At 58.6% G+C, this 12075-nt stretch carries 9 protein-coding genes and 1 riboswitch; of the genes, 4 read left to right on the top strand and 5 right to left on the bottom strand.

Annotated elements, in window-relative coordinates; all coding sequences use genetic code 11:
* Positions 1-53: 53 nt before the first annotated feature.
* Positions 54-237, top strand: a riboswitch (M-box (ykoK) riboswitch).
* 57 nt (positions 238-294) lie between these two features.
* Positions 295-1308: a magnesium transporter gene (locus tag HCK03_RS01200; RefSeq protein WP_076946201.1), complete on the top strand. Its 1014-nt coding sequence runs from the start codon at positions 295-297 to the stop codon at positions 1306-1308.
* 42 nt (positions 1309-1350) lie between these two features.
* On the opposite strand, the gene HCK03_RS01195 is transcribed toward HCK03_RS01200, so the two are convergent.
* Entirely contained in the window at positions 1351-2544 is a 1194-nt protein-coding gene (locus HCK03_RS01195; RefSeq protein WP_167691040.1) for a BaiN/RdsA family NAD(P)/FAD-dependent oxidoreductase, read from the bottom strand.
* Between the two features lie 230 nt (positions 2545-2774).
* Here HCK03_RS01195 and pitA point away from each other — a divergent pair, with 230 nt between their 5' ends.
* Positions 2775-4271: an inorganic phosphate transporter PitA gene (gene pitA, locus HCK03_RS01190; protein ID WP_143717611.1), complete on the top strand. Its 1497-nt coding sequence runs from the start codon at positions 2775-2777 to the stop codon at positions 4269-4271.
* A 54-nt stretch (positions 4272-4325) separates the two neighbouring features.
* Here pitA and uspB read toward each other — a convergent pair whose 3' ends face one another.
* Positions 4326-4661: a universal stress protein UspB gene (gene uspB, locus HCK03_RS01185; RefSeq protein ID WP_041143101.1), complete on the bottom strand. Its 336-nt coding sequence runs from the start codon at positions 4659-4661 to the stop codon at positions 4326-4328.
* Between the two features lie 377 nt (positions 4662-5038).
* Here uspB and uspA point away from each other — a divergent pair, with 377 nt between their 5' ends.
* Entirely contained in the window at positions 5039-5476 is a 438-nt protein-coding gene (gene uspA, locus HCK03_RS01180; protein WP_041143102.1) for a universal stress protein UspA, read from the top strand.
* 321 nt (positions 5477-5797) lie between these two features.
* Entirely contained in the window at positions 5798-7270 is a 1473-nt protein-coding gene (gene dtpB, locus HCK03_RS01175) for a dipeptide/tripeptide permease DtpB (RefSeq protein ID WP_123552493.1), read from the top strand.
* Between the two features lie 276 nt (positions 7271-7546).
* Here dtpB and rsmJ read toward each other — a convergent pair whose 3' ends face one another.
* The 3 genes from rsmJ to HCK03_RS01155 all read right to left on the bottom strand — a co-directional run bounded on the left by rsmJ (position 7547) and on the right by HCK03_RS01155 (position 11933).
* Complete coding sequence (gene rsmJ, locus HCK03_RS01165; protein WP_041143104.1) at positions 7547-8299, bottom strand: 16S rRNA (guanine(1516)-N(2))-methyltransferase RsmJ; 753 nt, start codon at positions 8297-8299, stop codon at positions 7547-7549.
* Positions 8300-8433: 134 nt separating this feature from the next.
* A complete protein-coding gene (gene prlC / locus HCK03_RS01160; protein ID WP_167691039.1) occupies positions 8434-10476 on the bottom strand; it encodes an oligopeptidase A in 2043 nt (680 codons plus the stop codon).
* Positions 10477-10661: 185 nt separating this feature from the next.
* Positions 10662-11933, bottom strand: a complete 1272-nt coding sequence (locus tag HCK03_RS01155; protein ID WP_167691038.1) for an acid phosphatase — start codon at positions 11931-11933, stop codon at positions 10662-10664.
* Positions 11934-12075: the final 142 nt, after the last annotated feature.

The raw sequence follows: 12075 nt of genomic DNA, 5'->3' as shown, positions 1-12075 counted from the left end.
TTGAATTATCAACCTGGTTAACTATCTCTTTTCGTGAATAATGGCGCCTCATTTAACGATCTCGTTATGGCGAGGCTCCTGCACAAATATAAGTTACCGCCCTGCTGGTATCGAGAGAGACCACTCAGGGAAATACAGGCATCCATCGAATCAAGGTGTTGCCAAGGTAACTTCTGACGGCACTGACGCCGGACAGATACGTTGTGTAGTGCTAAAACCAGGACGTAGGGATCTGCCTGTGCTCATCCTGTCTTGTTCGCCCCTATGAGTGATTTTTTTATAGGGAATTACACCATGTCATCCATCCAACACTGCGCCACCCATCCGGCTAACGCCGCCTTCGACGGCGATGCCATCGCCCAGTACATGCGTACCGACTTTATTACGCTGCCGGAGCAGCTCAGCGTTCATGAAGCGCGGGAGCGCTTTGTCTCGCAGCTCACCAGCGACGATATCCCAGGCCAGGTTTTCGTCGTCGCCGGCAGGAAGCTGCGCGGCAGCCTGTCGATTAAAAAACTGCTGCAGGAGAGCGATACCACGCAGCCCATTCGCTACTTAATGGACAGCTGCCTGTTCCGCGTAAAGCCCGATGATGAGCGCCAGCAGGTGGTGGCCGAACTGGGCGAACGCGGGCTCAACCTGGTGCCGGTGGTCGAAAAAGGCGAGCTGGTGGGCTGCCTGATGGAGAAGGAGATCGCCCATCTGCTGGAAGATGAGGTCACCGAAGACGCGCATCTGCAGGGCGCGACGCTGCCGCTGGAGAAGCCCTATCTGGAGATAAGCCCGTGGACGCTGTGGAAGAAGCGTTCGGTCTGGCTGCTGCTGCTGTTCGTCGCCGAAGCCTACACCAGCAGCGTTATCCAGCACTTTGAAGAGGCGCTGGAGTCAGCCATTGCGCTGGCCTTCTTTATCCCGCTGCTGATCGGCACCGGCGGCAACAGCGGCACGCAGATCACCTCCACGCTGGTGCGCTCCATGGCGCTGGGCGAAGTGCGGCTGCGCGATATGGGACGGGTTATCCGTAAAGAGGTCTCAACGTCGCTGCTGATCGCCCTGACGCTCGGGCTGGCGGGATGCCTGCGCGCCTGGATGATGGGCATCGGGATGGAAATCACGCTGATCGTCAGCCTGACCCTGGTGTGCATTACGCTGTGGAGCGCGCTGGTATCGTCGGTGATCCCGATGGTGCTCAAGCGCGTCGGTATCGACCCGGCGGTGGTCTCCGCGCCGTTTATCGCCACGCTGATCGACGGCACCGGGCTTATCATCTACTTCAAAATCGCCCAGTATTTTCTGGGTCTGAACTGACGGCCAGAGGTCAGCCTTCCGCAACGGGAGGCTGACCTCATTTTACGCCTCCGACAGCGCCTGCGCGCAGGCCCAGGCGCTGGACCACGCCCACTGGAAGTTATAGCCGCCGAGCCAGCCGGTGACGTCCATCACTTCGCCGATAAAATAGAGCCCGGGCACTTTCCGCGCTTCCATCGTGCGGGAGGAGAGTTCGTTGGTGTCCACGCCGCCGAGGGTCACCTCCGCCGTCCGATAGCCCTCGGTGCCGTTGGGCTGCACGCGCCAGGCGGTCAGCGTCTCCACCAGCGCCTCCTGCTCGCGGAGGTTGAGCTGCTTCAGCGTAACGTCCGGGATCTGCCCCAGCTGCTGCAGGCACTCGACCAAACGCTTCGGCAGCTGCATGGCGAGGGTATTTTTCAGGCTTTGATTCGGATGTTCTGCCCGCTGCTGGTTGAGGAAGTCGTCGAGACTGCAGTCCGGCAGCAGATTGATGCTGACGAATTCTCCCGACTGCCAGTAGCTGGAAATTTGCAGCACCGCCGGACCGGAGAGCCCGCGATGGGTAAACAGCAGATTCTCGCGGAAAACCGTGCCGTCCTCGGCGGTAATGGTCGATGGCACCGACACGCCGGAGAGCGCCTGCAGCTGCTCGAGCAGCGGTTTATGCAGGGTAAAAGGCACCAGTCCGGCGCGGGTCGGCAGCACCGTCAGGCCAAACTGTTCGGCCAGCTTGTAGCCGAACGGCGACGCGCCAAGGCCCGGCATCGACAGGCCGCCGGAGGCGACCACCAGCCTGTTCGCCGCCACCGTTTCGCCGTTAAGCTGCAGGGTGAAGCCCGCGTCGTCGCGCTCGACGCTCAGGATCTCCGTGCGCAGGCGGAGCTGCACGCCGCCCTTTTCACATTCGGCCAGCAGCAGGTTGACCACCTGTTCGGCAGAGTCGTCGCAGAACAGCTGGCCGAGCGTCTTCTCATGCCAGGCGATGCCGTGTTTACCCACCAGCTCGATAAAATCCCACTGGGTGTAGCGCGCCAGCGCCGACTTGCAAAAATGCGGGTTCTGGCTGAGATAGGCCGCTGGCTCGATATACATATTGGTAAAATTGCAGCGCCCGCCGCCGGACATCAGGATTTTACGGCCCGGCTTTTTGCCATTATCCAGCAGCAGCACGCGCAGCCCCGCCTGGCCCGCCTGTGCTGCACAAAACATTCCCGCCGCTCCGGCGCCAATTACAATGGCATCAAACCTTTCCACACTGCTTTCCTCATGTCCCGATTGTCGGGAATTGTAAATATTTCACGCTGGTCGCACCAGCGCGAAAAATTAAGTATTTATTTACATCATTGAAATATATAGGATTACTCCCAAGCGCGTCGTACCTGAAGAGCAAGGAAATCAAAAAAAGTCTATATTTCACTTTGCCCGCGCCGCTAAAGTCACTGATAATGCGCCGCGTTCATGTCCTCAAAATGGCGTAACGTCCTATGCTACATTTATTTGCCGGTCTGGATTTACATACCGGGCTATTACTATTGCTTGCTTTAGCTTTCGTGCTGTTTTACGAAGCGATTAACGGTTTTCATGATACCGCAAACGCTGTTGCAACTGTGATCTACACACGCGCAATGCGGTCGCAGCTTGCTGTGGCGATGGCGGCTCTCTTCAACTTTTTCGGCGTTCTGTTAGGTGGTCTTAGCGTAGCTTATGCCATTGTGCATATGTTGCCGACCGACCTGCTGCTTAACATGGGTTCTGCACATGGCCTCGCTATGGTGTTTTCCATGCTGCTGGCGGCTATTATCTGGAACCTCGGAACCTGGTACTTTGGTCTTCCGGCCTCCAGTTCGCATACGCTGATCGGCGCCATCATCGGGATTGGTTTAACCAATGCATTGATGACCGGCACCTCGGTGGTTGACGCGCTGAATATCCCGAAAGTCATCGGTATTTTCGCCTCGCTGATCGTCTCGCCTATCGTGGGCCTGGTGGTGGCTGGCGGCCTGATTTTCATTCTGCGCCGCTACTGGAGCAATACCAAGAAACGCGCTCGTATCCACCTGACGCCTGCTGAACGTGAAAAGAAAGACGGGAAGAAAAAACCGCCGTTCTGGACCCGTATTGCGCTGATTCTGTCAGCAATAGGCGTGTCATTCTCGCACGGCGCGAACGACGGTCAGAAGGGCATTGGCCTGGTGATGCTGGTGCTTATCGGCGTAGCGCCGGCAGGTTTCGTGGTTAACATGAACGCTTCCGGCTACGAAATCACCCGTACCCGCGATGCGGTCAATAACGTGGAAACCTTCTTCGAACAGCGTCCTGAGCTGCTGAAGAAAGCGACCGGCGTTGACCAGCTGATTCCGTCACCGGAAGCCGGCGCGGTCGCCGCGGGCGAGTTCCACTGCCATCCGGCGAACACCGTCAACGCGCTTAGCCGCGTGAAAACGATGCTCACCGGAATCGAAAGCTACGATGCGCTCACTCTCGATCAGCGCAGCCAGCTGCGCCGCATTATGCTGTGTATTTCCGACACCACCGACAAAGTCGCGAAGCTGCCGGAAGTGAATGGCGATGATAAGCGTCTGCTGAAGAAGCTTAAAACCGATATGCTGAGCACCATCGAGTACGCGCCAATCTGGATCATTATGGCGGTTGCTCTGGCGTTAGGTATCGGCACCATGATCGGCTGGCGCCGCGTGGCGACCACTATCGGCGAGAAGATCGGTAAGAAAGGCATGACCTACGCACAGGGTATGTCGGCCCAGATGACCGCAGCCGTATCGATTGGTCTGGCGAGCTACACCGGGATGCCGGTTTCCACCACCCACGTGCTCTCCTCCTCGGTTGCAGGGACGATGCTCGTTGACGGCGGCGGACTGCAGAGAAAAACCGTCACCAGTATTCTGATGGCGTGGGTTCTCACCCTCCCGGCGGCGATTCTGCTGTCAGGCGGGCTGTACTGGATAGCGCTGAAGCTTATCTAAGAAGCTAACGGCAGCGATATAACGGGTCAGGAAACTGGCCCGTTTTTTTTTGCGCTAGTGCCAGATAAGTAGCGCAACCATACTCACCACCACGAGGCCGCACAGCGCGCTGGTCAAAATAAACTGTCGCCGCACCCGTTCACAGCGGCGAATAAACTCGTCGTCATGATGATCGCGGTAGCGCTGGCCGTAGATATACCAGACCAGCCTCATCTGCTTACCCGGCTGGCCGTGAGAGGTAAAAAAACCCCCGCCATCAACATATTGATACAGCAAGGGATCGCAACCACGTAGCACTACCAATAACGCACGCAATGATGAGAAGTAGCGTGCCATATTCACCACACAAACGATACACAGGGCCCAAAACAGCGCAATCGTGCTGATCATACTTCCTCCCCGGCGACCCACCCTCGGAGACGTCTCCGGGGCTAGCGCTCCCCAATACCCGACCCATACAATAGAAGAGTGCGATACCAATCACGTTTATTTATTCGATCGGCTCATTAAATAGTGTAGGAGATCCGTTAATTTTTTTACCACAAGGTTAATCGTTATCAATACATAAGACGGATATATTTGTTTAACTATTTGGTGAACCAGGCGCATTGACGGCGCGCGAGGGGCGCTATAAGGTAGAAATATCTTCTACAATTAAGTCCTTAACGGACTGAACCCCCGCGAATTAGCACGCAGGACGCGGGCGAAGCGGCAGCGCTAGCTGTCTGGTCCAACGGTCATCGACAACTTATGGAAGGAGTAACACTATGGCTTACAAACATATTCTTATTGCAGTAGACCTCTCCCCGGAAAGCAAAGTGCTGGTAGAGAAAGCCGTTTCTATGGCACGTCCCTACAATGCCAAGGTTTCCCTGATCCACGTCGATGTGAATTACTCCGACCTCTACACCGGTCTTATCGACGTCAATCTGGGCGACATGCAGAAACGCATTTCTGAAGAGACCCACCACGCGCTGAGCGAACTCTCCGGCAACGCGGGCTATCCGATTACGGAAACCCTGAGCGGCAGCGGCGATCTCGGCCAGGTGCTGGTTGATGCCATTAAAAAATACGATATGGACCTGGTCGTCTGCGGCCACCATCAGGACTTCTGGAGCAAGCTGATGTCCTCCGCACGCCAGCTGATCAACACCGTACATGTCGATATGCTGATTGTCCCGCTGCGCGACGAAGAAGACGAATAACGCTTTCGCCTTTCTCAGCATCAGCCTGTCTGCGCCCGCTTATGCGGGCGTTTCTTTTCCCGTCCGCGCCGCCATCGCCCGCCCGCTATTATCCCGACTATCCCAAACGAACCGTTATCTCCCGCCTAGAGACATAGGCAGGATATCAACCCACACATTTAATATCAGTTAGTGTGATCGACCAATTATAAGAAAAAACATCTATATAATAATCTAATCATTAAGCCAATGGCCGCAGTATAGCGCGCCATCATACTTTTTCAGCGCGTTCTGGCATACGCGTTCATACTTTTTTGGGATAGCACTAAAAGGCGAAGGAATATGAAAACAACTGCACCTACGGGCCTGCTGCAGCAACCGCGGCCGTTCTTCATGATCTTTTTTGTAGAGTTATGGGAGCGATTTGGCTATTACGGCGTCCAGGGCATCCTGGCGGTTTTCTTTGTTAAACAGCTCGGATTCTCTCAGGAACAGGCGTTTATTACCTTCGGCGCATTTGCGGCGCTGGTCTACGGCCTGATCTCCATCGGCGGCTACGTCGGCGACCACCTGCTGGGCACCAAACGAACGCTGGTGCTGGGGGCGATTGTGCTGGCGCTCGGCTATTTCATGACCGGGCTATCGCTCCTGAAACCCGATCTCATTTTTATCGCTCTGGGCACTATCGCCGTCGGGAACGGACTGTTTAAGGCCAACCCCGCCAGCCTGCTGTCAAAGTGCTATCCTCCGGAGGACGCCCGCCTCGACGGGGCATTCACCCTGTTTTACATGTCGATTAACATCGGCTCCCTGCTGTCACTATCGCTGGCGCCGGTGATTGCCGAGAAGTTCGGCTACGCCGTCACCTACAACCTGTGCGGGGCGGGGCTGATTATCGCTCTGCTGGTCTACTTCGCCTGCCGTGGGATGGTCAAAGATATCGGTTCGGAGCCTGACCATCGGCCGCTGGTGCTGCGCAACCTGCTGTACGTGCTGGTCGGTACGGTAGCGATGATTTTCCTCTGCGCCTGGCTCATGCATAACGTAAAAATCGCCAACCTGGTGCTGATCGTCCTCTCTATCGTGGTGATTATTTTCTTCTTTCGCGAGGCCTTTAAGCTGGATAAAACCGGCCGCAACAAGATGTTTGTCGCCTTTATCCTGATGCTGGAAGCGGTGCTGTTCTACATCCTGTACGCGCAAATGCCCACGTCGCTCAACTTTTTTGCCATCAACAACGTGCACCACCAGATCCTTGGCATCACCATTAACCCGGTCAGCTTCCAGGCGCTGAATCCGTTCTGGGTCGTGGTCGCCAGCCCGATACTGGCGGCAATCTACACCCGCCTCGGCAACAAAGGTCGGGACCTGACCATGCCGATGAAGTTTACCCTTGGGATGTTTTTATGTTCGCTGGGCTTCCTGACCGCCGCCGCCGCCGGTATCTGGTTTGCCGACGCCCAGGGGCTCACCTCGCCGTGGTTTATCGTGCTGGTCTATCTGTTCCAGAGCCTTGGCGAGCTGCTGATTAGCGCACTCGGCCTGGCGATGGTCGCCGCGCTGGTTCCCCAGCAGCTGATGGGCTTTATCCTCGGGATGTGGTTCCTGACGCAGGCGGCAGCCTTCCTGATGGGGGGATACGTGGCGACCTTCACCGCGGTGCCGGAAAATATCACCGACCCGCTGCAGACCCTGCCGATCTACACAGACGTGTTCGGCAAGATTGGCCTGGTGACCCTGGCGGTGACGATTGTGATGGCGATTCTGGTGCCGTGGCTCAACCGCATGATTAATACCCCTGCCGACGGCAAATAGCGGCGGCTCAGGCCTCGGCCAGCGGCAGCTGGCTGAGGTTAGCTCTTACGGGCGTCAAGCTGCCCGAGCGCCTCTGCCATGCGCTGCTGGGCAAATTTGCCGGCGGCAACGCGGCGGCCAGCCTGCTGGAAGTGGCGCCGCGGCCCTGTCGTCAGGAAAACTACGTCACCTGTCTGGATTTCGGCGCCTGGGCCGCGCGATGCTTATCCGGGCTACAGGCTACGTAGCCGGATAAGGCGCGTTGCGCTACCGTGCGGGATATTCGGCGAGAAGGGGTTATTCCGCCGTGCCGGCGTAAATATCAAACCGATGGCCCTTGGTGACCACCGCGTTCGGCGTGGCGACATCCGCCAGCGGCGGCGCGTAGTCAGGCCGTTTGACCACCACCCGTTTGGTCGCCAGCAGGCGCGCCGGCTCCAGCAGGCCGTCGGCGTCTAAATCCGGCCCCACCAGCGACTGAAAGACGCGCATCTCTTTTTTAACCAGCGCGCTTTTCTGCTTGTGCGGGAACATCGGGTCGAGATAGACCACCTGCGGTCGCGGGGCAATATCGCTCAGCGCCGTCAGGCTCGAGGCGTGAATAAGCTGCAGACGCTGCTGCAGCCACGGGCCAATTTCCGGGTCGGCATAGCCGCGGGCCAGGCCATCATCAAGCAGCGCCGCCACCACCGGGTTACGCTCCAGCATCCGCACGCGGCAGCCTACGCTGGCGAGCACAAACGCGTCGCGCCCCAGCCCCGCCGTGGCGTCCACCACCTCCGGCAGATAGTCGCCCTTGACGCCCACCGCTTTGGCCACCGCCTCGCCGCGTCCGCCGCCGAACTTACGCCGATGGGCCATCGCCCCGCCGACAAAATCAACAAAGATGCCGCCAAGCTTCGGCTCGTCGCGCTTACGCAATTCCAGATGCTCCGGCGTCATCGCCAGCGCCATCAGGTTGTCTTCGTCATGCTCCAGCCCCCAGCGGGCGGCAAGAACAGATAAGGCGCCGTCTCCGGCGCCCGTTTCATCAATTAAGCAGATTTTCACTTCCGCTTTACCCTAAATAATTCGCGTTGCCTCAGGACAACAAGGGAACAAATCCCCGGCAACGAACGCAGCGTAGGTTCCCGGGGTGAGTGAGTGCAGTTGCCGCAGAGGCAGCCTGAAGTATGGCGGGTAAATTAGCCCTTAATCCCGTAGTGATCCAGCATCGCGTCCAGCTGCGGCTCACGGCCACGGAAGCGTTTGAAGAGGATCATCGGCTCTTCAGAACCGCCGCGACTCAGGATGTTATCGAGGAACGACTGGCCGGTTTCGCGGTTGAAAATCCCCTCTTCCTCAAAGCGGGAGAAGGCATCCGCCGCCAGCACGTCGGCCCACAGGTAGCTGTAGTAGCCCGCCGCGTAGCCGCCGGCAAAAATGTGGCTGAAGGCGTGCGGGAAGCGACCCCACGACGGGCCAGGCACCACGGCGACCTGCTTTTTGATCTCCGCCAGCGTCTCGAGGATTTTCGCCCCTTGCTCCGGCTGATACTCCGCATGCAGACGGAAGTCGAACAGGCCGAACTCCAGCTGGCGCAGAATAAACAGCGCGGCCTGGTAATTCTTCGCGGCGAGCATTTTTTCCAGCAGCGCCTGCGGCAGCGGTTCGCCGGTCTCGTAGTGGCCGGAGATAAACGCCAGCGCCTCCGGCTCCCAGCACCAGTTCTCCATGAACTGGCTCGGCAGCTCAACCGCGTCCCACGGCACGCCGCTGATGCCGGACACGCCCGGGGTATCGATGCAGGTCAGCATGTGGTGCAGGCCGTGGCCAAATTCGTGGAACAGAGTGATCACTTCATCATGGGTAAACAGCGCCGGCTTGCCGCTAACCGGACGGTTAAAGTTGCAGGTCAGGTAGGCCACCGGTTTCTGCAGTGAACCGTCCAGCTTGCGCATCTGGCCGACGCAGTCGTCCATCCACGCGCCGCCGCGCTTGTGCTCGCGCGCATAGAGATCGAGATAGAAGCTGCCGCGCAGTTCGCCTTTTTCGTCATACAGCTCGAAGAAGCGCACTTCCGGGTGCCAGACGTCAACATCGGTGCGCTCTTTGGCGCTGATGCCGTAAATGCGTTTAACCACTTCGAACAGGCCGTTAACGGCTCTGTTTTCCGGGAAATAGGGGCGCAGCTGCTCATCGCTGATGCTGTAGAGATGCTGCTTCTGTTTTTCGCTGTAGTAAGCGATATCCCACGGCTGCAGCTCATCAATGCCAAACTCCGCTTTGGCGAAGGCGCGCAGCTGGGCCAGCTCTTTCTCCCCCTGCGGACGGGCGCGCTTCGCCAAGTCGGTCAGGAAGTCGAGCACCTGCTGCGGGTTTTCCGCCATTTTGGTCGACAGCGATTTTGACGCGTAGCTGTCAAAGCCCAGCAGCTGCGCCAGCTCGTGGCGCAGGGCGAGGATCTCGGCCATCACCGGGCTGTTGTCCCATTTACCGGCGTTCGGTCCCTGGTCAGAAGCGCGGGTGGAGTAGGCGCGATAGAGCTCTTCGCGCAGCGCCTGGTTGTCGCAGTAGGTCATCACCGGCAGGTAGCTTGGGATATCGAGGGTCAGCAGATAGCCTTCCTGCTCTTTAGCCTGCGCCTGGGCCTGAGCCGCGGCCAGCGCGCTCTCCGGCATCCCGGAGAGCTCGGCTTCATCGGTGACCAGCTTGCTCCAGCCCATGGTGGCGTCGAGCACGTTGTTGCTGTACTGGTTACCCAGCTCGGAGAGGCGCGCGGCAATTTCGCCGTAGCGCTTCTGCTGCTCTTTTGCCAGTCCAATACCGGAGAGTTCAAAATCACGCAGCGCGTTATCCACCGCTTTTTTCTGGGCGGTGTTCAGGGTGGCGTAGTGGTCGCCGTCGCGCAGGTCGCGATACGCCTGGTACAGGCCTTCGTTCTGGCCCACCCAGGTGCTGTATTCCGACAGCAGCGGCAGGGTTTGTTCGTAGGCTTCACGCAGCTCCGGACTATTTTTTACCGAGTTCAGATGGCTGACGGGAGAAAAAATACGTCCCAGCACGTCGTCAACTTCCGCCAGCGGCTGGCACAGCGTCTCCCAGCTATAGGGCGCGCCCTGCGCCACGACGCTCTCTACCGCTGCCCGGCAATCGTCCAGCGCTTTGGTGACCGCAGGCACCACATGCTCCGGCTTGATTGCAGAAAAAGGCGGCAACGAAAAAGGCGTCAGTAATGGATTGGTCATATGCGCAGTCCTGTTGAAAAGGGGAAATGAAGCGCGCGTTCCGGCGCTTTAGCATGAGATCTAGAATGGGGGATAGTTGGGTGAATTTCAATGTCGTGCGATGCGCAGAGCCGGGTATTGCTGCAATAAGCCCGGCCGTTGAGCAAAATCCCGGCGGGCGCGCTGCTTCGCCGGGCTGGGTGAGATTAATGCGCCTTCTGCGCCATCTGCCAGGCGGCAGGCAGGTTGAGGCGCTGCCAGAACTGCTGGTCGGCGGTCTCTCCCGACAGCGGATAGCCGGCCGGTAGCGCGCTTTTCACCATCAGCGCCCGACGCTGCGCGGCGGAAAGATGCGGCAAGGCGGCCTCCAGCAGCACCTCGGCCCCTTCCGGTACCTTCAGGGCCGGCTTCTCGCCCTTCTGCTGCGGCAGATCGTAGGTCATAGTGAAGCGATAAAAGGCGTGCATGGCCGGGTCGCGGTACGGATCGTCCTTGCCGGCGGTTTTCGCGCATTCGGCAAGCGAAGTGCCGCACTCTTTCTCCAGCGCGGCGCGCAGCTGGTCGCGCGCCTCGTTGAACAGCGCGCGATATTTTGCATCGTTCAGATAGTGGGCGACGTTACGCTGCGCCACCATCCGCGAGCCCATCACGTCCAGCGGATAGTGCACGCCGAGCACGATCCGCGAGTAGCCGTAGCGCGCGCCGCGGGTCACCAGCTCATCGAAGCGCTCCGGGATCATTTCGGCCATCAGCAGGGCATCGGTATAGCCGGTATTGGTGTGCCCGCTGGGGAACGAGCCGCCGTCGGCGGTGTAAGGCTTGCCATCCTTCACCACCACGTCATCCGGCACCAGGTGGATGGTGTTGCCCTGAATCAGGAACGGACGCGGGTTATTGAAGTGCTTTTTCACCGCGCCGGTGCTGACTTCGCTGGCCTTAATCAGCGCCGCCGCTTTACCCAGCTCGCCTTTGTCGTAGGCCGCAAGGAACGCTTTGCCCAGCCGGGGCCCCATCGCATCGCTGAGGAAGTAGAGATAGCTTATCCCCTCGGCATCGGCCAGCGCCTGCTGGCGGGTAGCCTGGGTGGCATCGCGGTTAATGGCGGTGACGGTGGCGAGGTTATCTTTCACCACCGGATCCGGGAGCTTGCTGAACGCCGAGAGCAGCGCAATCCCCGCCTGCTGGTTCTCTTTAGCCTGAAAATCGTAGCCGCTGGCCTTAAGCCAGGCTTTATCCGCCTGGGTTTTATTTTGTTTTGCGTGCTCCAGCTGGTCGCGGGTGAGGGTTGCGGCATCCCCTTTCAGCGCCTGGCGTAGCGCCGCCAGCGTCTGGCTTTCCAGCGCGTCAAACGCCGGACCGGCGGCCGCAGGCGTCACGCTGGCGGCGATCGCCGCGGCCTGATTGAGCGGAAGGTCTTTAGCCAGCGCCGGCAGCGCCAGGATCAGCGCCGACGTCAGAAGTGTGATTTGCAGTTTCATTATTTTTCCTTTTATTCAAACGATTACCTTGCCTGCACGCGACGCTAGCGCGACCGTTTGACGCTTTTATGACACCGTTATGTTTTGCAACGCTTTTGCCACAATTGAAACAGCACGGCGCTACAGCGGTAATCCGCACGGA

It is taken from the genome of Klebsiella terrigena (assembly GCF_012029655.1).
In the GTDB taxonomy this organism is placed as follows: domain Bacteria; phylum Pseudomonadota; class Gammaproteobacteria; order Enterobacterales; family Enterobacteriaceae; genus Klebsiella; species Klebsiella terrigena.
This window is presented reverse-complemented; position numbering and strand designations above follow the sequence as displayed.

Excerpts from the sequence above, each read along its gene's own strand:
- uspB (WP_041143101.1), bottom strand. The coding sequence starts at position 4,661 with ATGATCAGCACGATTGCGCTGTTTTGGGCCCTGTGTATCGTTTGTGTG.
- prlC (WP_167691039.1), bottom strand. The coding sequence starts at position 10,476 with ATGACCAATCCATTACTGACGCCTTTTTCGTTGCCGCCTTTTTCTGCA.
- uspA (WP_041143102.1), top strand. The coding sequence starts at position 5,039 with ATGGCTTACAAACATATTCTTATTGCAGTAGACCTCTCCCCGGAAAGC.
- dtpB (WP_123552493.1), top strand. The coding sequence starts at position 5,798 with ATGAAAACAACTGCACCTACGGGCCTGCTGCAGCAACCGCGGCCGTTC.
- HCK03_RS01155 (WP_167691038.1), bottom strand. The coding sequence starts at position 11,933 with ATGAAACTGCAAATCACACTTCTGACGTCGGCGCTGATCCTGGCGCTG.
- pitA (WP_143717611.1), top strand. The coding sequence starts at position 2,775 with ATGCTACATTTATTTGCCGGTCTGGATTTACATACCGGGCTATTACTA.
- HCK03_RS01200 (WP_076946201.1), top strand. The coding sequence starts at position 295 with ATGTCATCCATCCAACACTGCGCCACCCATCCGGCTAACGCCGCCTTC.